The organism is Ruegeria arenilitoris (genome assembly GCF_013030985.1).
Classification (GTDB): domain Bacteria; phylum Pseudomonadota; class Alphaproteobacteria; order Rhodobacterales; family Rhodobacteraceae; genus Ruegeria; species Ruegeria arenilitoris_B.
Map to the genome: position 1 here is coordinate 18,227 of NZ_WPYP01000003.1, position 21,060 is coordinate 39,286.

At 61.2% G+C, this 21,060-nt stretch carries 18 protein-coding genes and 1 tRNA gene; 11 read left to right on the forward strand and 8 right to left on the reverse strand.

All coding sequences use genetic code 11. The features are described from left to right. Positions 1–30: 30 nt before the first annotated feature. Positions 31–183, reverse strand: coding sequence for a hypothetical protein (locus tag GOX88_RS07955; protein WP_170400651.1), 153 nt, complete (start codon positions 181–183; stop codon positions 31–33). Between GOX88_RS07955 and GOX88_RS07960 the strand changes: the two genes are divergently transcribed. From GOX88_RS07960 to GOX88_RS07970, 3 genes are read left to right on the forward strand one after another with little or no spacing between them, the layout of a single operon-like run. Next, entirely contained in the window at positions 160–2,352 is a 2,193-nt protein-coding gene (locus GOX88_RS07960) for a dehydrogenase E1 component subunit alpha/beta (RefSeq protein WP_170400652.1), read from the forward strand. The two genes, GOX88_RS07955 and GOX88_RS07960, sit on opposite strands and share 24 nt — an antisense overlap. Next, positions 2,349–3,383 (forward strand): ACP S-malonyltransferase, encoded by a 1,035-nt coding sequence (locus tag GOX88_RS07965; RefSeq protein WP_170400653.1) that lies wholly within the window; start codon positions 2,349–2,351, stop codon positions 3,381–3,383. Before GOX88_RS07960 ends, GOX88_RS07965 begins: the two co-directional genes overlap by 4 nt. A gap of 39 nt (positions 3,384–3,422) precedes the next feature. Beyond that, the gene (locus GOX88_RS07970) at positions 3,423–4,694 is read left to right on the forward strand and encodes an NAD(P)/FAD-dependent oxidoreductase (RefSeq protein ID WP_170400654.1); all 1,272 of its coding nucleotides are present in this window, start codon (positions 3,423–3,425) and stop codon (positions 4,692–4,694) included. Positions 4,695–4,704: 10 nt separating this feature from the next. Here the strand turns inward: GOX88_RS07970 and GOX88_RS07975 are convergent, their stop codons facing one another. Continuing rightward, positions 4,705–5,607: a LysR family transcriptional regulator gene (locus GOX88_RS07975; RefSeq protein ID WP_170400655.1), complete on the reverse strand. Its 903-nt coding sequence runs from the start codon at positions 5,605–5,607 to the stop codon at positions 4,705–4,707. A 75-nt stretch (positions 5,608–5,682) separates the two neighbouring features. Between GOX88_RS07975 and GOX88_RS07980 the strand changes: the two genes are divergently transcribed. The 5 genes from GOX88_RS07980 (at position 5,683) to GOX88_RS08000 (ending at position 12,858) form a co-directional block, all read left to right on the forward strand. Then, positions 5,683–8,895 (forward strand): reductive dehalogenase, encoded by a 3,213-nt coding sequence (locus GOX88_RS07980; protein ID WP_170400656.1) that lies wholly within the window; start codon positions 5,683–5,685, stop codon positions 8,893–8,895. Between the two features lie 127 nt (positions 8,896–9,022). Beyond that, positions 9,023–9,889 carry an FAD binding domain-containing protein gene (locus GOX88_RS07985; protein WP_170400657.1) on the forward strand — a complete coding sequence of 289 codons (867 nt, stop codon included), beginning with the start codon at positions 9,023–9,025 and terminating at the stop codon, positions 9,887–9,889. Further along, positions 9,886–10,365, forward strand: coding sequence for a (2Fe-2S)-binding protein (locus tag GOX88_RS07990; protein WP_170400658.1), 480 nt, complete (start codon positions 9,886–9,888; stop codon positions 10,363–10,365). The genes GOX88_RS07985 and GOX88_RS07990 overlap by 4 nt, the downstream gene beginning before the upstream one ends. Then, positions 10,365–12,620, forward strand: coding sequence for a xanthine dehydrogenase family protein molybdopterin-binding subunit (locus GOX88_RS07995; RefSeq protein ID WP_170400659.1), 2,256 nt, complete (start codon positions 10,365–10,367; stop codon positions 12,618–12,620). Before GOX88_RS07990 ends, GOX88_RS07995 begins: the two co-directional genes overlap by 1 nt. Next, positions 12,613–12,858 (forward strand): MoaD/ThiS family protein, encoded by a 246-nt coding sequence (locus GOX88_RS08000; RefSeq protein WP_170400660.1) that lies wholly within the window; start codon positions 12,613–12,615, stop codon positions 12,856–12,858. The genes GOX88_RS07995 and GOX88_RS08000 overlap by 8 nt, the downstream gene beginning before the upstream one ends. Here the strand turns inward: GOX88_RS08000 and GOX88_RS08005 are convergent. Continuing rightward, positions 12,855–13,559 carry a lysophospholipid acyltransferase family protein gene (locus GOX88_RS08005; RefSeq protein WP_170400661.1) on the reverse strand — a complete coding sequence of 235 codons (705 nt, stop codon included), beginning with the start codon at positions 13,557–13,559 and terminating at the stop codon, positions 12,855–12,857. The two genes, GOX88_RS08000 and GOX88_RS08005, sit on opposite strands and share 4 nt — an antisense overlap. 143 nt (positions 13,560–13,702) lie before the next feature. Between GOX88_RS08005 and GOX88_RS08010 the strand changes: the two genes are divergently transcribed. Next, a tRNA-Trp gene (locus tag GOX88_RS08010) sits at positions 13,703–13,778 on the forward strand. 136 nt (positions 13,779–13,914) lie between these two features. Here the strand turns inward: GOX88_RS08010 and GOX88_RS08015 are convergent. Further along, on the reverse strand, positions 13,915–14,841 hold the full coding sequence (locus tag GOX88_RS08015; RefSeq protein WP_170400662.1) for an alpha/beta fold hydrolase: 927 nt from the start codon (positions 14,839–14,841) through the stop codon (positions 13,915–13,917). A 209-nt stretch (positions 14,842–15,050) separates the two neighbouring features. Between GOX88_RS08015 and lptF the strand changes: the two genes are divergently transcribed. Then, complete coding sequence (gene lptF / locus GOX88_RS08020; protein WP_170400663.1) at positions 15,051–16,190, forward strand: LPS export ABC transporter permease LptF; 1,140 nt, start codon at positions 15,051–15,053, stop codon at positions 16,188–16,190. Here the strand turns inward: lptF and GOX88_RS08025 are convergent. Further along, positions 16,187–17,014, reverse strand: coding sequence for a LysR family transcriptional regulator (locus tag GOX88_RS08025; RefSeq protein ID WP_170400664.1), 828 nt, complete (start codon positions 17,012–17,014; stop codon positions 16,187–16,189). The genes lptF and GOX88_RS08025 overlap by 4 nt on opposite strands. A gap of 101 nt (positions 17,015–17,115) precedes the next feature. On the opposite strand from GOX88_RS08025, the gene GOX88_RS08030 reads away from it, so the two are divergent. Next, a complete protein-coding gene (locus GOX88_RS08030; protein ID WP_170400665.1) occupies positions 17,116–17,706 on the forward strand; it encodes an HD domain-containing protein in 591 nt (196 codons plus the stop codon). Here GOX88_RS08030 and speB read toward each other — a convergent pair. From speB to GOX88_RS08045, 3 genes are all read right to left on the reverse strand, one after another. Then, positions 17,703–18,545 carry an agmatinase gene (speB, locus tag GOX88_RS08035; protein ID WP_170400666.1) on the reverse strand — a complete coding sequence of 281 codons (843 nt, stop codon included), beginning with the start codon at positions 18,543–18,545 and terminating at the stop codon, positions 17,703–17,705. The genes GOX88_RS08030 and speB overlap by 4 nt on opposite strands. Beyond that, positions 18,542–19,711, reverse strand: coding sequence for a carboxynorspermidine decarboxylase (nspC, locus tag GOX88_RS08040; protein ID WP_170400667.1), 1,170 nt, complete (start codon positions 19,709–19,711; stop codon positions 18,542–18,544). The genes speB and nspC overlap by 4 nt, the downstream gene beginning before the upstream one ends. A gap of 105 nt (positions 19,712–19,816) precedes the next feature. Next, on the reverse strand, positions 19,817–21,040 hold the full coding sequence (locus tag GOX88_RS08045) for a saccharopine dehydrogenase family protein (protein WP_170400668.1): 1,224 nt from the start codon (positions 21,038–21,040) through the stop codon (positions 19,817–19,819). Between the last annotated feature and the right edge of the window lie 20 nt (positions 21,041–21,060).

The window sequence follows — 21,060 nt, forward strand, 5'->3', positions numbered from 1 at the left end:
GATTAATCCTCATACCTTTCGGATGGAATATCACTGGCATTTGCCGCGCGCCAGCCCGATACACATACAGGCTTTTCTTTTGGATGACCGGCCCAGAACCTGCGTGCTATCCATGATGAAATCGCCCACCAGAAGATTTGGAAGACCGGGGAACAGGCCATGGATCGCGCTCAGATCGTTCACGAAAATTTCCTGACCCGGGTCGCGAAAGGTGACTTTCCCGATGGTGCGGCCCCGCGGCCGGGTCTCAGCAACAGTGACGCGGTGTCGCTATTCCGCTCTCAGGTTCTGAGCCGGGCGCTGGATCGCACCAGTCGCGCGATGCAGAAGGCGGGACAGGGGTTCTATACGATCGGCTCATCCGGTCACGAGGGGATGACGGCTGTGGCCCATGCCCTGCGCCCAACCGACATCGCGTTCCTGCACTATCGTGATGCGGCGTTTCAAATCGCCCGGGCCGAGCAGGTGCCGGGTCAGCAGATCGCCTGGGACATGCTTCTCAGCTTTGCCTGTTCGAAAGAGGACCCAACCTCAGGCGGGCGGCACAAAGTTCTGGGCTCCAAGGCGCTGATGATCCCGCCGCAAACCTCGACCATTGCCAGCCATCTGCCCAAGGCGGTCGGCGCGGCCTATAGCTTGGGCGCGGCCCGGCGGCACGCCCCCGAGCATCGGGAGTTGCCCGAGGATGGGATTGCGATGTGTTCATTCGGGGACGCTTCGGCCAACCATTCGACGGCGCAAGGCGCGATCAACACTGCCGGATGGACCAGCGTGCAATCCACGCCGCTGCCGCTGTTGTTCGTGTGCGAGGATAACGGGATCGGGATTTCGGTGAAAACGCCGAAGGGCTGGATACAGGCGTCGATGGAACATCGCCCCGGGATCAAGTACTTCCAGGCCAACGGGTTGGACATCTATGAAACATACGCCGTGGCGCAGCGGGCCGCCGATTATGTGCGCACCCGACGAAAGCCCGCCTTCCTGCACCTGAAAACCGTGCGACTTTATGGCCATGCCGGGGCGGATGTGCCGACCACCTACCTGTCGAAGTCCGAGGTCGAGGCGGACGAGGCCAACGACCCTTTGCTGCACTCTGTACGTTTACTCGACCAAGCTGGTGCACTGTCCCCTGCCGACGCGCTGAAAATTTATGAAGACACCTGCGCCCGCACGGATCGGGTCGCGGCCGAGGCGGCCACGCGCCCGCATCTGGCCAATGCAACCGAGGTGATGGCCAGCCTGATCCCGCCGAAACGTTCCTGCAAGCCCACCAATGGCTCCAGCACCGAGGCCCGGGCCAAAGCCTTTGGTGGCGATATGCGCGCGATGAAAGACCCTCAGCCCATGAGCCGTCTGATCAACTGGGCGCTGACCGATCTGATGCTGGAACATGGTGAGATCGTCTGCATGGGTGAAGACGTGGGCCGCAAGGGGGGCGTCTATGGTGTGACGCAGAAATTGCAGCAACGGTTCGGTCCGGACCGGGTGATCGACACGCTGCTGGATGAACAATCCATCCTGGGGCTAGCCATCGGCATGGGGCATAACGGGTTCATTCCGATCCCCGAGATTCAGTTCCTTGCCTATTTGCACAACGCCGAGGATCAGATTCGGGGCGAGGCCGCGACGCTGCCGTTTTTCTCGAATGGTCAGTTCACCAACCCGATGGTGCTGCGGATTGCCGGGCTGGGCTATCAGAAAGGGTTCGGCGGGCATTTCCACAACGACAACTCTCTGGCCGTGCTGCGGGATATTCCGGGTGTGATCATTGCCTGCCCCTCTACCGGCGCGGACGCGGCGCAGATGCTGCGTGAATGCGTGCGGTTGGCGCGGGAAGAGCAGCGGGTGGTGGTGTTTCTGGAGCCGATTGCGCTCTATCCGATGCGAGATCTGCATGAGGCGCAGGATGGCGGGTGGATGACCACCTATCCCTCGCCCGATCAGCGCATTGCGCTGGGCGAGGTTGGCGTGCATGGGGACGGCACCGATCTGGCTATCGTGACCTACGGCAACGGGCACTATCTGTCGAAACAGGCCTTGCCTGAACTGGAGGCGGCCGGCGTGAAGACCCGGATCATTGATATGCGCTGGCTCGCGCCTCTGCCGGTTGAGGCCCTGCGCGAGGCCACCAAACCCTGTGCGCATGTTCTGGTGGTGGACGAATGCCGCCGCACCGGCAGCCAGTCCGAGGCGCTGATGACGTTCTTCACCGAGGAAAGCCCCGATACTCCATCCGCCCGCGTTGTGGCCGAGGATTGCTTTATTGCCACCGGCCCGGCCTATGCCGCTCCGTTGCCGTCGAAAAACGGCATTGTCGCCGCCGCGTTGGCACTGACCGGAGGCCGCGCATGACCCGCACCGCTGTCGTCATCTGCCCCGGGCGGGGCACCTATAACAAACCCGAACTGGGCTATCTGCACCGCCATCACGCGCAGCGGATGGACCTGTTCCTAAGCTTCGACGCTATCCGCGCCGAGGCAGGGCAGGAGGCCGTTACCGCGCTGGACGGCGCAAGCCGGTTTACGGTCAGCAAGTATTCCCGCGGAGATGTGGCCTCACCCCTGATCTATGCGGCCTCGCTGGCGGATGCGCAGGCTTTGGAAGAGGATATTGAGGTCGTCGCCGTCACCGGCAATTCGATGGGGTGGTACATCGCCCTGGCTGCAGGTGGCGCCCTGTCGCCGCAGGACGGGTTCCGTGTGGTGAACACCATGGGCACGTTGATGCAGGACCAGCTGATCGGTGGCCAGCTGGTCTATCCGTTCGCGGGGGAGAACTGGGAAAACGATGCCGCCCGCAAGGCTGAGTTGCTGGCCGACGTGGCGCGGATCAACGCGTCCGACGGGTGCGATCTGGCGCTTTCCATTGATCTGGGCGGGATGCTGGTTCTGGCGGGGAATGAGCCGGGCCTCAAGGCGTTTGAGGCTGCGCACCCCACAATTCAGGACCGATTCCCGATGCGGCTTCCCAACCACGCGGCCTTTCACACCGCGTTGCAGGCCCCCGTTGCGGCCGAAGGGCGGGCCCGGCTAGGTGCTGAAATGTTTGGCCAGCCAGAACGTCCTCTGATCGACGGGCGCGGTAAAATCTGGTGGCCGGGTGCCACGGACACGCAAGCGCTGTGGGATTATACGCTGGGCCATCAGGTGACCGAGGCTTATGACTTTTCCCGCGCAATCCAGACCGCCGCGCACGAGTTTGCACCCGACCTGTTCATCGTGACGGGCCCCGGTGCGACTCTGGGCGGAGCCGTGGCGCAATCGCTGGTTCTGGCCGACTGGCGCGGCATGTCCGACAAGGCGGCGTTCCAGGCACGGCAGGACGCCCAACCCTTCCTGATCGCCATGGGCCGCGACGATCAAAGGGCGCTTGCAACCGGCTGATCCAGCCCCGATGATCCGCGCAAATTCAAGGAGCCCCGCGTGAGCGACCATGATAAGTCCCTCTGGCTGAAGACCTGTCAGGAGCATGTCGAAAGCTCTCCCCTAATCGGGGATCTGACCGTTGATCTGGCGGTGATCGGTGGCGGCTATACAGGCTGTTCCGCCGCGCTGACAGCGGCTCAGGCCGGGGCGTCGGTCTGCCTGTTGGAGGCGCAGGAGATCGGTCATGGCGGTTCCGGCCGCAATGTTGGGCTTGCGAATGCCGGGTTGTGGCTGCCGCCCGACGATATTCGCCAGCATCTTGGGGGCGAGGCCGGCGATCGTCTGATTGACCTGCTGGCCGCTGCGCCCGGCGATGTGTTTGATCTGATCGAAAAGCATGAAATCAACTGCGAACCGGTGCGGAACGGGACTCTGCACTGCGCGCATTCCACCAAGGGACTGCGAGACCTGCAGGCCCGACACGCGCAACTGTCTGCAACGGGTGCGCCGGTTGATTTGGTATCTGCGCACCAGACAGCGCGGCGCACCGGCAGCGCCGCATTTCTGGGTGCTCTGTTTGATCCCCGCGCGGGCACGATCCAGCCGCTGAGCTATGTCCAGGGTCTTGCTCGCGCCGCTGCCGAGGCCGGAGCGCGTATCGCGACCCAAAACCCAGTTCAGTCCATGCAGCACAACGACGACGTTTGGACGCTGATAACCGATCAGGGGACGGTGCGTGCGAAATCGGTGATCCAGGCCACAAACGCCTATCATCAGGGGCTGCAGAAGACGGCTCCGGCCTATGTGCCGGTTTATTATTTCCAGTTCGCAACCGCTCCGCTGTCAGACAATCTGCGCGCCAGTATCCTCCCGGGCGGAGAGGGGTGTTGGGATACCGGCCTGATCATGACCTCGTTCCGGATGGACGCCGAGGGGCGCATGATCATTGGTGCCATGGGTGATCTGTCGCAGGCGGGCCGTGCCGCTCATACCGCCTGGATCAGACGCAAACTGGCCGAGCTTTTCCCGCAACTGGCCGACCAGCCGCTGATCGAGGGATGGCACGGGCGGATCGCAATGACTTCGGACCATATTCCCAAGATCACGCAGATCGGCCCCAATGCCCTGTCAGTTCATGGGTATTCCGGGCGCGGCATCGGGCCGGGCACCGTTTTTGGCCGGCTTGCGGCGGAAAGCCTGCTGCAGGACGATCCATCGCTGCTGCCCGTCCCGGCGGTTCCGCAATACCACGAGGTCTGGACGGGCCTGCGCCGCGCCTATTTCGAAACCGGTGCGGTGCTGACCCATTTCGTCAAGGCGCGGTTCTGATCACGGTGACTTAGCCCTGCAGCGCTGCCGCAACGGCCTCGATCCGGTTGCGGAGCCAGCGATGGGCCGGATCGTTGGTCGAGCGCTGGTGCCAGACCATGTAGATCGAGACCGGCTCACATTCGAACGGCAACGGCGCAATATCCAGCGTCGCCAAAGGCCCCTGCTTCATCAGCAATGTGTCGGTCGAAATCAGGTCGCTGCCCTTCACGAAGGATGGGATGGCATTGAAATGAGGTAGGGTCACGGTTGGTGGCCTGATCTGGCTCTGATCCACCCCACGCATCACAGCACGAGAGCTGCGGCCATCCGCAAAACGCACCTCGACATGTTCAGTTTCGCAATAGCTCTGCCAACTGTCCGGAGGAGTGCGCCGCGTGGCGTCGTAGAAGATCATTAACGGGCTGATCAGAATACGTTTTTGAAAGATATCCGGCCCATCGGGGGGCAGCGGGGTCAGCATCAACTGACACCGGTCACTGCGCAGCAGATCCGGGTCAGGGACGCCCGACGGTATGAACCCCAGCCGCAGCCTGACGCCCTCGGTTCGCAGGGTACGCAGCAACGGCGGAAAGACCAACTCGCGCGGCATGTCGTTGGTGGCGATTTGGACGCTGATCTCTTCAGCCAGAGGGTCGAACGGGCGATCATCGGTCAGCGCGCGCATTCCGTCCAGCACCTGTTGAACCGGCTCTTTCAGGGAGAGGGCACGCTCGGTCGGCATCAGGCCCTGACCCGAGCGCACGAACAGCGGGTCACCCAACACCTGCCTCAGCTTGGCCAGCGTGTGGCTGATCGCCGATTGCGTCACACCCAGACGGTCAGCCGCTTTCGAGACCGAACTTTCCTCGAGGATAATCAGGAAGGTGCGCAGGACCTTACCGTCCAGATCGGTGAAATCAGTTTTGCTCATACCATCTATGACTAGTCATGAATGGATTTGCAGTCCACCGCGCATTAGGTGACAGTTATCATCAGGAGGCACGCGATGGGAATCCGCTTTTTCTCGGACAAGAACCGACCGGTTCATATGGGTAAGTTCCCGCTGGAACGGTTGGCGCGGCAGGCATCCATGCCTGACGTGTCTGCGGTGAAGCCGATGCGAGCGCTCAGCTTTCATCGCCCGGATCAACCCAAAAGCATCGTCAACGCAATGGGCGAATTTCAGGCGATGATGGACACGATCCGCGACGGGTTCGTGAATCCGGTAACTTCGGAGATCCCATCCGACCCGGCCGAGCGCGCCAACCATCTGAAGGCTTTTGGCTATTTCAACGATGCTTCGATGATGGGTTGTGGCCCGATACCACCCGAAGCGATGCTGCCCGAGCCCCGCCGCAACCCCGATATCGACCGCCTGGCTCATGCGCTGAAAACGCGGCAGACCAAGACGCTGGCCTCGGGAATCGACCTGATCATGGCCGACCTGAAGGAAAGCATGGAGGCCGCACCCAAGCCGATGGATACGCACCGCCATGCCATCGTCTTTCTGTATGAATACAACCGCGACCCTGATCCCGAGGAACCCGGCGCAGAGTGGATCGTCGACGCGCAGGATCACCGGGCCTGTCTGTTGGCGACCGAGAACGCGGTGGTCATTGCCAACTATATCCGCCTGTTAGGTTTCGACGCGCGGGCGCATACGGCACTGTCATCCGAGGTTGATCTGGGCAGGCTGGCGGTGGCGGCGGGTCTGGTGTCGGTCGAGGGCGGCGATGTCGTGGCCCCTTGGCTGGGCAAGCGGTTCGGTCTGGCCGCCGTGACTACTGAGATGCAGATTGCCCACGACCAGCCTCTGCAGCCGATGGCGCAGCAACCGTGGTTCCGCACTCAAGGGCCCGCGTGGTGGTTGGGCGCGGGGTTCGCCAAGAACGCGCTGAACCGTGACCCTTATGCCAAGCGGCGTTACGTGGACGGGGCGCATCCGTTCGAGAACCTCAAACGAGTTGAGACGCCAACCACCTATATCGATGAGGAAAACGTTGCCCGTGTGCCCAAACGCGCCGACATGTTCGCGCGGGCGCAGTTCGGGGACATGGGTAAGCATCTGCAGGATGCAGCGAAGGGCGGGTACTATGTGCGCAAGGCCGCGCCGAGTTTCGCTCAGCGCCGCGCGTTGGGCGCGTTTGTTTTGTTGCAGGATGGCGAAAGCGCAAAGGCCGCGCCACCGACTGATGCCGCCCGCAATGCCGCCAATATCAAGGCGGCGACCTATTTCCTTGGCATCGATGCAGTGGGCCTCAGCCGGTGCCCGGACTGGGCGTGGTATTCCCATGACGCGACCGGCGAGGAGATCACTCCGCCCCACGATCAGGCCGTCAGCATGATCATCGATCAGGGCTATGAAACGATGGAGGGCGCCAGCGGCGATGATTGGATCAGCGTTGCCCAGTCGATGCGCGCTTACTTGCGTTTTTCCCTGCTGGGGGGCGTGATTGCGCAGCAGATCCGCAACCTGGGCTACAAGGCCAAGGCGCACACGGTGATGGATGGCGAGGTGCTGCAGCCGCCTTTGCTGCTGCTGTCCGGGCTGGGCGAAGTCAGCCGGATCGGCGAGGTCATTCTGAACCCCTATCTCGGGCCACGCCTGAAGTCCGGTGCTGTGACGACGGATATGCCGATGGTTCACGACAAACCGATTGATTTCGGTCTGCAGACCTTCTGTGAAAGCTGCAACAAATGCGCGCGCGAATGTCCTTCGGGGGCGATCACCGCCGGGCCGAAGCTTATGTTCAACGGCTATGAAATCTGGAAATCCGACAGCCAGAAATGTGCCACCTACCGGGTGACCACGCCGGGCGGGGCCATGTGCGGGCGGTGCATGAAGACGTGCCCGTGGAACCTCGAAGGTATCTTCAAGGAACGCCCCTTCCGTTGGGCGGCGATGAACATTCCCCAAGCTGCGCCTGCATTGGCACGCCTCGATGATGCCGCCGGCAATGGTGGCCTGAACGACGTCAAGAAATGGTGGTGGGATATCGAATTGCAGCCGGATGGCGCTTATCGCCCGACTGAACACCCGCTGAACCGGCGCGATCTGCAAACCGATCTGGATCTGAAATACGAGGATCAGACGCTGGCCGTTTACCCCGCCTATCTGGCGCCGCACCCGTGGCCCTATCCCTTTGCCATGGATCGCGAGGCCGGGATCGCTGCCTATGAGGCGATGGTCACGGCAGAGGAATACAAGGCCCGTAAGGCCGCGGGCGATCTTTCGGTGGTCCACCGCTATACCATCGCCGGTGACGCGCCGGTGATGCGGGTGGAACTAACCAAGGTCGAAAAAATGACGGCGGATGTGACCAAGTACGAGTTCTCGGCGCTTAACGGTGCGCCGCTGCCGGAATGGACCGCGGGCGCGCATCTGGATGTGCTGGTCGCACCGGAATTCCTGCGGCAATATTCCATGTCCGGTGACCCCTCGGACCGGGCGACCTATCAGATCGGCGTACTGCGCGAGGACGAAGGCCGCGGTGGCTCGGCCCTTTTGCATCGTATCTTCAACGAGGGGCGCAAGGTCTTCATCTCGAAACCGATCAACCATTTCGAGCTGGAGGAAGCGGCGACCAAAACCTTCCTGATGGGGGGCGGCATCGGCATCACCCCGATGATCGCTTTTGCCCACCGTCTGCACGCCTTGGGCAAACCGTTCGAGCTGCACTATTCCGCCAGCACCCGTGCCGGGGCGGGGTATCTGGGTGATCTGGCTGCGATGCCATGGGCGGAACACGTGCATTACCATTTCTCGGACGAAGGGACGCGCGCTGATCTGGACTCGATCCTGTCCGATTATCAGGACGGCTGGCATGTCTATACCTGTGGCCCGGACCGCTATATGGACGGCGTCATGCAGGCGGCGGAACGGCAGGGTTTCCCCGAGGATGCGCGGCATCTTGAGTACTTCTCGGTTCCCGAACAGCCGGATTATGAAAACCACCCGTTCACCCTGAAGCTGGTGCAGTCGGGGCGCGAGCTGACGGTTCCAGCCGAAAAAGATGCCGCGCAGGTGTTGAACGAGGCCGGAATTCACGTGGATGTGAAATGCGCCGATGGCATTTGCGGGGTCTGCAAATGCGGCGTGGTTTCCGGCGACATCGAGCATCGCGATTTCGTTCTGTCCAACAAACAACGCGAGAGCGCTATCATCCTGTGCCAAAGCCGGGCGGCGCAACCCGATGGCGTGATCGAGCTTGACCTCTGACTTAAGGTCCGGAAACGACATCCGGTAGTGATAAAATTGGTCGCTCCTGCCATGGACGCCGGGGGGCTGCTGCACTAACGTCCCCAGCGAACCCAGTGAATCCTGATCAACAGGTGCGAGGTATTTCATGGATTATCACAGCCCCGCCAGCTTTGCCGAGGCGTCGGCTCTGGCCGCAAATGCGACGGGCATTACACGGTTTCTGGCAGGCGGCACTGATGTGCTGGTGCAGCTGCGCTCGGAACTGGTGACGCCCGATACGCTGATCGACATCAAGAAAATTGGCGGCGTGCGCGACATTGACAGCAACGCCGATGGCAGCTGGACGCTGGGCGTCGCCGCCACCGGGGCCGAGATGAGCGAGCACCCCGAGCTTGGCCGCGACTGGCCGGGAGTGGTTGAGGCGATGGACCTGATCGGCTCGACTCAGGTGCAAGGGCGCGCGACGCTGACGGGGAACCTTTGCAATGGCTCTCCGGCGGCGGATTCGGTGCCTGCGATGGTTGCGGCGGGCGTGACCGTCACCGTGACCGGCCCCGATGGCGACCGAGAAGTGGCGGTTGAGAATATCCCAACCGGTCCCGGCAGAACGTCTCTGGCCAAGGGGGAGCTGATCTCGGCGATCCACATCCCTGCGCGGGGTGAGAATGGCGGCGACGCTTATCTGCGCTTTATCCCCCGCACCGAGATGGACATTGCCGTGGTCGGCGTTGGTGTAAACCTGCGTTTGGATGGCGAAATTATCACCGAGGCACGCGTGTCGTTGGGTGCTGTCGCGCCGACCGTGCTGCTGGTTGAAGATTGCGCCAAGGCCATCATCGGCACCGCGCTGGACGACGCGGCGTTGGACGCATTGGCCGCGGCCGCTTCAGCCGCCTGCAACCCGATTGACGACAAACGCGGCACCATCGCGTTCCGCACCGAGGTCTCCGGCGTTCTGGCAAAGCGCGCCGCGAAGATCGCCTATGCCCGTGCGAAGGGAGAGCAAGCATGAGCAAGTTCCACGTATCCACAACAGTGAACGGGGACGCGGTCGAATACCTCTGCGACCCGCGCGAAACCCTGTTGGACTGTCTGCGCGACAAGCTGAACCTGACCGGCGCGAAAGAGGGCTGCGGCACTGGCGATTGTGGCGCGTGCTCGGTCACGGTTGATGGCCGTCTGGTCTGTTCCTGCCTGATGCTGGGCGTTGAGGCAGACGGTAAGTCAATCGAAACCGTCGAGGGTATTGCGGATGGTGACGTCCTACACCCGCTGCAGAAGAAGTTCATCGAACATGCTGCCCTGCAATGCGGGATCTGCACCCCGGGCATTCTGGTGGCGGCCAAGTCCCTGCTGGAGAAAAACCCCAACCCGACCGAAGAGGAAACCCGGTACTGGCTGGCAGGAAACCTCTGCCGCTGCACCGGTTATGACAAGATCATTCGCGCTGTGATGGAAACGGCCGAAGAATTGCGGGAGGCTTCGTAATGGCACTCGACGATCGCAAATCTGAATTTACCTTTGTTGGCACGCGCCCGGATCGCCCCGACGGGTTGGACAAAGTCACGGGCCGCGCCAAGTTCGGGGCCGACGCCTATGCACCGGGGATGCTGCACGGAGCCATCCTGCGCTCGCCCCACGCCCATGCGCGGATTGTGAAGATCGACACCTCGAAGGCTGAGGCGCATAAGGACGTCAAAGCTGTTGTGACACGTGCGGATTTTGCCGAAGTGCCGTTCAAACCCGGTCTGGCAGGTGAGTTCTGGAACGTGCTGGAAAACGTCATGGCGGGGGAAAAGGCCTTGTATGACGGGCACGCGGTGGCAGCCGTTGCGGCCACGTCGGCCTTGGCGGCGCGCGATGCGCTCAAGCTGATCGAGGTTGAATACGAGGTTCTGCCCCACGTCACCGACGTGGACAAGGCGATGGCACCCGACGCACCCGTGATCCGCGAAGGTGCTGCGGACTATTCCGTGCCCGAAGGGATGCACCCGAACGTCGTCCGCTATCACGAAAGCGGTCACGGTGACGTCGAGGCCGGTTTTGCCGAGGCTGATCTGGTGATGGAAGACAGCTTTGTCACCGAGGCGACCCACCAGGGCTATATTGAACCGCACGCCTGTCTGGGGATGCTGGGCAATGACGGCAAGGGTGAGCTGTGGTGCACCACCCAAGGCCATTGGATCGCGCAAAAGACCTGTGCGGCCTTGTTGGGGATCGAAACCTCGCAACTGCGGGTGACGGCGTCCGAGATTGGTGGCGGCTTCGGCGGTAAGACAACTGTTTTCATCGAGCCCGTCGCGTTGGCGCTCAGCCGCAAGGCCAACCGTCCTGTCAAGCTGGTCATGACCCGGTCCGAAGTGTTCCGGGCGACCGGCCCGACCGCCTCGGCCTCGATGGGCATCAAGATCGGCATGAAGAAGGACGGCACGATCACCGCGGCGCGCGGCGAATTCCGCCTGCAAGGCGGTGCGTTTCCGGGGGCTCCGGGCGATATGACTGCTATGTGTGCTTTCGCGGCGTACAACCTGACCAATGTCAAACAGATCGGCTATGACGTCATGGCCAACCGCCCGAAACAGGCCGCCTACCGCGCGCCCGGCGCGCCGATGGGGGCCTTTGCCGTTGAGTCGGTCATCGACGAAATGTGTAAGAAGCTGGGTCTGGACCCCATCGATGTCCGCCTTAAGAACGCCGCACACGAAGGCACCAAGGCCAGCTATGGTCCGCGGTACGAACGTATCGGTCTTGTCGAAACGCTTGAGGCTGCCAAGGCGCATCCGCATTACACGGCCCCGTTGAAACCGGGGCAAGGACGTGGGGTTTCCTGTGGCTTCTGGTTCAACCACGGCGGCGAGACCAGCGTTTCGCTGGCCCTGTCCGAGGACGGCTCGGCCCAGTTGATGGTTGGCACGCCGGATATCGGCGGTTCCCGCGCGTCGATGGCGCTGATGGCGGCCGAAGTTCTGGGTATTCCCTATGAGAACATCCGCGTCACCATCGCAGACACCGCAACGCTGGGCTACAATGACGTCAGCCACGGCTCGCGCGTGACCTATGCCAGCGGTCTGGCGACCATCAAGGCGGCAAAACACGCGGTCGAGAAACTGTGCGAACGCGCGGCGGCCAGCTGGGGCATTCCAACTGACGCAGTGAAATGGGAAAACGGCTGTGCCGTGCCTTCGGGCCCAAATGCAGGGGACTTCGACCCGCGCCCGCTGGCGGATATTACCGCTCATATGGGTTCGACCGGTGGTCCGATCTCGGGCCATTTCGAAGCCACCCCCGAAGGGGCGGGCGTGTCCTTTGGCACCCATATCGTCGATGCCGAGGTTGACCCGGAAACCGGCAAGACCAGCGTCACCCGTTACACGGTCATTCAGGACGCAGGTAAGGCCATCCACCCGACCTATGTCGAGGGCCAGTATCAGGGCGGCGCCGCGCAAGGTATCGGCTGGGCGCTGAACGAGGAATACATCTACGGCGAGGATGGTCGTCTGCAGAACTCGATCTTCCTCGACTACCGCATCCCGGTTGCCAGTGACCTGCCGATGATCGACACGGTGATCGTCGAAGTGCCCAATCCGGGCCATCCGTTCGGTGTGCGCGGCGTGGGGGAAACCGGCATCGTGCCGCCGCTCGCGGCCATCGCCAATGCAGTGTCCCACGCAGCGGGCGTTCGCATGAAGCAACTGCCGATGTCGCCGCCGCGCATTTTGGCGGCGCTCAAGGACAATGGTTGAGGTCCACCTCTGGTCCGGCCTCCGGTCTTTGACCGGGGGTCGCGAGGTGGTGGCGGTAGAGGCCAAAACCACCGGCGAGCTGTTGCGGGAACTGGTAAGGCTGCACCCGCAGCTTCAGGGGCCAGTAGATGCGGGTGTATCCATCGCCATCGATGGGCGCGTCATTGCCAGCGGGTTAACCGAACCGATTCCCGAAGGCAGCGAGGTTTACCTGATGCAGCGTCTGAGGGGCGGTTAAGCCGCTGGCGACCACGGTTCGCGGCCGACCATGCGGTCGGCTTCGGCGGTGATGTCGTTCATGTGCTGCTCAAGGCTTTGGCGCAGGGCTTCGATCTGCTCTTCCGAGGCCTTGCGTGGCACGGTTTCGGTCCATTCGCGGCACAAAAACACGCCTTCGTTGCGCCAGGGGCGTGGCATCAGCAGGCGATCCCATGTGCCCGCCTCGCGACCGTGCTTGGCGGAAAACGTGATTCCGAACACCCGCTTGCCCGAGGTGCGCGCCCAGACCAGAGGAACGGTGGACAACACCCGTTCCGGCCCGCGAGGACCGTCAGCGGCAATGCCGATGGAAATCCCCTGTTTCATCTTGCCCAGAACCTCGCGGGACAGCGCGACATGGCGTTTCTGGCTGGCCATCGCAATTGTGTCCATTCCGAACAGTTTCTGCACCCGACCCACCATGCTGCCCGCCCGGGCAGAGGAGGTGATCGAGCAAATCTGCGCCTTGTCCAGCGGGAAGAAATACGGCGACTGCGCCAGCCGTTGATGCCACAGGACAACGATGACCGGTTCGCCCTGTTCGGCCAGCTGGTCCAGCTCTTCATACCCGATGCGCTGCCATGACGTGTTGCGATTGACCATCCGGATATAGCTCGCAATCCGTCGAGCGGCCCAATTCAGGACGGCTTCGCTGTCGGCGATCTTTTTGCGGATATTCACGGCTGGGGTCCCTCGTACTGACCAAACCGTGTCTTATAGAACTCAACGCCGCGCGCAACTTGTTTGTCGGATGCATTAGTCGCGCGGAATCTGAAAAAGCCTCTTGAGTCCGCCGCGCGGCTGGCATATCTGAGGCGCACGTTAGGGGTATAGCTCAGTTGGTAGAGCGACGGTCTCCAAAACCGTAGGTCGCGGGTTCGAACCCTGCTGCCCCTGCCATTCCTCCCATTCCTGTGAATTTAACGGTGTCTGCAGGGGCAAGCGTTATCTGTGCTGTGTGAACCGGCCCTGCTTCGGCGTGGTGAAGCGCCCAAACTCAGCCAGCATTCACGCAAAGGGTGGCCCGGCTAGTTCGTCAGGCCAGCAGTACCTGATCCCCGACGGTTGAGTAATGCCGGGTCGGCATCGTTTTCGCGTCCTGACCGTCGATTGTCTGGGCAAGGTCCTTGTAGAAAACCTTGCTGTCGAACCACCACCGATGGGATGTGGTCCTGTTGCGTTTTCCTTTGGGGACATCGCGCTTGTATTGATGATCGCAAAAGATGTCCCAATGACCCTTCGACGTCAGCTTGGGCATTCCCGCGCGGCCAACACGCGGCCGTCCGGCGTTCACGATCCCGCTGGAAATCGCCAGAACCTTGTCCATACCGCTGTAGTAATTGGTGAAACGCTTGCTGCGTTTTTTCAGAACAAGATCCCCCCATGCCCCTTTTTCCAGCCAGGCTGCCTCGGCATCGCCCGAAGCGAACATGACCTGATCTGCAGACCAGACCTTTTTGCCCGGTCCGGCGGAATCACCGAAATCGGAAAAAGCCCGCAGCACGACCAACGCGCCCATCGAGTGCGCAATCACGTGGAGCTTGGGCCTGGGAGACATCCCCAACAGCGGCAGAATACCTTCACCTACGAAATAGCGTGCGACCGCTTTGGCATCGGCCCGGTCCCGGTCATAGGTGTGGAGCGATCCATCGCTGGGCCAGTCAAACGCAATGACCGCGCCTTTGTACCCGTTGGACCGGACGCCGGTTTCTATTTTCTCCAAACGATCCAACATGTCCTTTTGGCTGGTGTTGAAGCCATGAACATAGATCAGAACCGCCGTGTCTCCGCCCTGTTGGCGCACAAGGTCCAGCCATTTTGCCTTTTTGACGATGCTGCCCTTGCGAATGCTGCCATCGGCAGTTTTCTTGGTGATGTTGACGTATCTTGTTTTTGCCGCGGGTTTCAGGGTGAACTTTTTCTTTTTCGAATTGTAAGTGCGGCGGGAAAAAAACAGTGCCATGTCATGAACTCCATTTTTGTATAATCCCTGAATTCTGACACGAACCGCCGTCTCTGCAAAACTCCCGGCCTTGAAAGCTGCCGTTAGGAAAGCTGCCAAGCCCTGCGGCAGGTCGCTGTTCCGGTGGGCGCGATCCGGCCAATCCCGGTTTCCTCTGCCACCGGAATGGCATAAGGTCCCGTCCATTACGAACAGGCGGATGAGGATACATGTCGCGCTTTGATGGATACTTCCTGCGGCAATTGCTGATTCTGTTCGGCTTTTTCACTCTGGTTCTGGTCGGCGTGTTCTGGATCACCCGATCCGTCAGCCTGTTCGACCGCGTGATCAGTGGCGGGCAATCGGCCATGGTGTTTCTGGAATTCACCGCCCTCACCCTGCCGACACTGATCCGGACAGTGATGCCGATGGCGGTGTTCGCGGCCGCCGTTTATGCCACCAACCGCCTCAGCCGCGAAAGCGAGATGACAGTGATGTTGGCCACCGGCTCAAGCCCGTGGCGTCTGGCCCGGGCCGTCTTTGTGTTTGGTCTGGTGGCGGGGCTGATGATGGCCGTCATCAGTGTCTTTCTGCGCCCGGCTTCGGTCGAGCAGCTTGAACAGCGTCAGGCCGAGGTTGCGGGCGACGTCACCGCGCAACTGCTGAACGAGGGCGAGTTTTTGCACCCGGCCTACGGTGTCACGGTCTATATCGGTGAGATTGATCTGGATGGTACCCTGTCCGAGGTCTTCGTTTCGGACAGGCGCGACCCGCTGAACCCGGTCAGCTATTCGTCCAAAACGGCTTATCTGGTCAACAACGACACCGGCATCCACCTTGTGATGCTGGACGGGATTGCACTGCGTCTGAACCAGCAGGGACTGACCTTGTCCTCGACCCTGTTCGAGGATGCCTCGTACGACATTTCCGAGTTGACCAATACCAACAGTATGGCCAAGCGCAGCATTGAGGCCATTTCGACAATCGAGCTTTTACAGGACCGCGAAACCATCAGCGCCGCAGAAGGGTTTACCGAAGGCGTGCTGGTCGACGAGCTGCACCAGCGGTTTTCCTGGATTGCCATTTGTATCGCTGTTGCCATGGCCGGATACGCGACCCTGATGCTGGGCAGTTTCTCGCGCTTTGGGCTTTGGCCCCAGATCCTGGGTGCCTTTACCATTCTGGTCCTGCTGGAAGGCGTGCGCGGTTTTGTATCCCCTGTTGTGATTGATGATCCGAAGCTGTGGGGCCTGCTTTACCTGCCGGCGGTCATCGGCATCGCCATCTCGTGCCTGTTTCTACTGGTGGCAGGGCGGCCATTGATACGCCGACGGCATAGGGACGCGCCGGGAGTACTGTCTCAGGCCTAGCCTGTCGCGCGCAGATCGGTCAGGCATGACAGGATGTCCTCGGTCGTGGTGCTGTCACGACGGGTTACCAGAAACAGGGGCAGTATCAGATCGATGGCACCGGCCACCGGGATCAACTCACCCGCGGACAGGTGATCCCTGATGACATATTCCGGGAAATACCCCGTTCCGCCCCGCCGCAGGACATAGCGCAAAGCCATCAGGCAATTGCCAAGAAAAACAGTCTGCCCCGTCGCCTGCCGCGCCGCCGAGCGCACGTGATCCTGATAAACCTCACCCAGTTCAAGATTGATGAAAACCGGGTCATCCGTGGCCTGGGTTTCAACCAACAACAGGCGCTCGGGGTTCAGCTCGTGCACCTGTACGCGCGGGTCGGATGGCTGTTCATGCGTCAGTGCCGCGTCCAGAACATGGGTCGCGACCGCATCAACCATGTTCAGGTCGTGGTCATAGTTCAGCGTCAGCAGCAGATGCCCCAGGCGCTTTTCGAACCGCACGGCCAGATCAACCAGCAACGGGTCCCAGATGCTCAGCTGCGCGCCAAGGCGCAGGGCGATGCGGTTCTGCGTTTGCGCGGGCAGGTCGTGTGAGGCAAAGGACCACAGCGACAACATCTGCTCGGCATAGGGCCGGAACTGCCGTCCGAAATCGGTTAGACTTGTCCCACCGGCGCCGCGCGTGAACAACGGCTTGCCGGTTTCCTCTTCTATCAGTCGAATGCGGGCACTGACAGCCGTCTGGGTCACGTTCAACTTGCGGGCGGCGGCGTGAAAGCCGCCGGTCTCGGCCACGCACAGAAAGGTCTCGATTGCCTTGAGTTGCATGTTGAAAGTATTTTTTCATCGTAGCGATAAAATCAATTCATTTTTTTGAGCATACGATCCGGGCTAATCTGACGCCAGCAGAACAGCCAAAGGAACGCGCCATGCTGGACAAAAGCCACAAGCCCACCTGGACCAGTTTTGAAGAGGCCACAAAAGCCGACTGGGACGCCGTCATGGAGTATGAAGAGAGCTTCAACGCTGCCCTGCCGGATCGGATTCTGGACGCGATCCGGTCATTGGACGAGGAGTGGACGCCCTATCCGATCAACCGGTATCAGCACAGCCTGCAGGCCGCGACGCGTGCTTATGAGGATGGTGCGGATGAAGAACTGGTTGTTGCCGCCCTGATCCATGACACCGGCGATATCCTGTCGCCCTATAACCATGGTGAGTTGTCAGCGGCGATGATGAAGCCCTATGTCAGCGAGAAGACCTATTGGATTCTCAAGCACCACTGCGTGTTTCAGGGCTATTACTACAACCACCACCTGGGCGGGGACCGCAATGCGCGCGACAAGTATCGCGACAGCCCCTATTGGGAGGACTGCCGCTATTTCTGCCATGAATACGATCAGAAAGCCTTTGACCCGGACTACCCGACCAAACCGCTTGAGTTCTTCGAGCCCATGCTGCGCCGCATCCTGAACAAGGGCGAGGGGCACATGGAACTCAACGAGACCGCCGAGGATTAACAGGCCGCCATCAAGCGATAGACGATCTGAGCTGCGGTAAAGTCCCACGCAGCATTGCCGTTCGGGGCCAGTTCAACCACGTCGAAGCCGACGCATCTGCGGCCCTTGAGGCAATGTTCCACCAGCCGCAAAGCCTGATAATAGCCCAGGCCGCCGGGAACCGGTGTCCCGGTGGCGGGCATGATGGCCGGGTCCAACCCGTCAACATCAAAACTGACATAGACCAGCGCGGGGAAATCCTCGGGCAGGTCGACGGCGTGGATGTTGCCGGTGACCAGTTCCTCGGCATCCACATGGAAGACGTGGTTCTTCAGACGGCTTTTGGCCTCTTCGGAGGAAAAGGCGCGGACGCCGAATTGCGCCAAATGGACACCTTCCTCGGCCAGCAGGTGCATGACCGAAGCGTGAGAGTGTTTTTCACCCTGATAGGCATCGCGCAGGTCGGCGTGGGCGTCGATCTGAACGATGCCGATCGGCTGGTTCAGAGCACGGGCCACACCCATGACCGCTCCGTAGCTGAGCGAATGCTCTCCGCCCAATGTCACCGGCACTTTGCCCGCGCGGATGGCGGCCTCGGTGCGCTGGGCGAGGCGCTCCATGATCTCGGACAGTGCCGCGTCACAATCCACGGGTTCTTCGGTGAAGATGCCTTCGACGCAGGGCTCGGCATGGCCGGTGATGCGTTCCAACTCGTTGCTCGCCTTGATGATGGCTTCGGGGCCTTTGGCCGTGCCCGAGCCGTAAGACACGGTGCGCTCCAGCGGCACCGGGATCACGCGGAACCGGGCGTCTTCGGTACGCTCTGACGCGGTGAGTTCACTGTCGAGGAAAATGCTCATGAGAGTCTGTCCTTAAAGTCGTCATAGCCGAACTGTTTGATGATTTTCAGCTCGTCCGTTTCGCTGTTCCACAGGGCGATGGTGGGCAGGGGAACGCCGTTGAACGTGTTGGTCTTGACCATGGAATAATGCGCCTGATCGAGGAAGGCAAAGCGCTGGCCGATCTCCAGCGGTGTGTCCCATGTGTAGTCCCCGATCACGTCACCGGCCAGACAGGACGGCCCGCCCAGACGGTAGGTATGGCCCGCCTCGGCCTCGTCCATCAGGGCGGGGCGATAGGGGGCTTCGATCACATCGGGCATATGGCAGGTGGCCGAGATATCGGTGATCGCGAGGTTCATGCCGTTGGTTGGCAGGTCGAGGATTTCGCCGACCAGAATGCCCGCATCCAGTGCCACAGCCTCGCCGGGTTCGAGATAAACGTCGAGGCCGTATGTCTCTCGGATGTTCTTGATGAACGCCACCAGACCCTCGCGGTCATAATCATCACGGGTGATGTGGTGACCGCCACCGAAGTTCAGCCATTTCAGCTGTGCGAGGAAAGGTTTGAGTTTTGGTTCGACGGCCTTCCACGTGCGCTGCAGCGGCTCGAACCCCTGTTCGCACAGCGTGTGCATGTGCAGACCATCAACTCCGGTCAGGGTCTCGGCGGTCAGTTGGCTGACCGGCGTGCCCAGACGCGAGCAGGGCGCGCAGGGGTCGTATTTGGGCACCTCGCCCTCGGAATGCTCCGGGTTGATGCGCAGGCCCACCTGAACATTCGCGGTTTGGGCTTTGGCAAGGAACCGGTCCTTTTGTGCCGGAGAGTTGAAGATGATGTGGTCGGACAGCGACAGAATTTCATCCATGTCGGCGTCTTTGTACCCGGCGCAGAAGGTTGCGACCTCGCCGCCGTATTCCTCACGGCCCAGACGCGCCTCGTAGATACCGCTTGCGCAGGTGCCGCCGAGGTGCTGGCGGACCAGCGGGGCCAGCGAGAACATGGAAAACGCCTTGAGCGCACTCAGCACATGCGCGCCGGATCGGGTGCCGATATCGGCGAGAATCGTCAGGTTGCGTTCGACGGCCTTTTCATCGACCACGAAGCAGGGGGTGGGCACGCGGCTGAGGTCGAAATTGCGGAAGGCTCCGGCATCCCCGGCCTGTGTGGTCATCATATCTGCCATAATCGGCGTCTCCGTCGAGTGGAGAGGCCGGGGGCTCTGCCCCCGGACCCCCGAGGTATTTGGGGCCAGATGAAGTAGGGCGGTCGCGCTGACCGCCCCGAAGGATCAGAAATCGACCGGGCCGTCGAGCTCATGCACTTGCCAGGGCAGGCCGTGTTCGTTCAGCATGTCCATGAAGTCATCCGGGTCGAGCTGTTCCATATTCCACACGCCCGGCTCGGTCCAGTTGCCTTTCAGCACCTGCGCCGCGCCGATCATGGCGGGGACGCCGGTGGTGTAGCTGACCGCCTGGCTGCCGACCTCGGCGTAGCATTCCTCGTGGTCACAGATGTTGTAGATGTAATAGGTCTTCTCGCCCGAGCCGTCCTTGGCCTGACCCGTGGCGATGTCGCCAATGCAGGCCTTGCCCTTGGTTTCCGCGCCCAGATCGCCGGGATCGGGCAGCAGGGTTTTCAGGAACTGGATCGGGATGATTTCCTTGCCGTCATGCATCACCGGGTCAATGCGGGTCATGCCGACATTTTCCAGCACCTTGGCGTGGGTGATGTAGGCGTCGCCGAAGGTCATCCAGAACCGCGCGCGCTCGATCTCGGGGAAGTGGGTCGAGAGCGACTCCAGCTCCTCGTGATACATCAGGTACATGTTTTTGGGGCCGATGGCGGGAAAGTCGAACTCGACCTTATGGGTCATGGCCGGGCTGTGCTGCCACGCGCCGTTTTCCCAGTGCCGTACTTCAGCCAGCACTTCGCGCAGGTTGATCTCGGGGTTGAAGTTGGTAGCAAACTCCTGATCGTTCGAGCCGCCATTGGCGTCCAGAACGTCGATCTGACGGATCGTGTCCAGTTTGTGCTTCTTCAGCCATTTGGCGAAAACGGATGTAACGCCCGGATCGAAGCCCGAGCCGAGGATGGCGGTCAGACCAGCCTCTTTGAACCGTTCCTGGTAAGCCCATTGCCAGTGGTACTCGAACTTGGCCTCGTCCTCAGGCTCATAATTCGCGGTATCGAGGTAGTGGATACCGGCCTCAAGGCAGGCATCCATCAGCACCAGATCCTGATAGGGCAGGGCGAGGTTCACGAGGATCTCGGCCCCGGTTTCCTTGATCAGCTTGACCGTGTCTTCAACCTTGTAGGCGTCAAGTTCAGCGGTCGCGATGTCAACGCCCACACGCTCTTGCACCGCTTTGGCGATGGCGTCGCATTTTGATTTGGTCCGGCTGGCCAGAGTGATCTCGGTAAAGATGTTCGAATTCATTGCCATCTTGTGCACGGCGGCGTGCGATACGCCGCCTGCGCCGACAACCAGTGTTTTGCCACTCAAAGTACCCATGGGGGTAATCTCCTCTCACA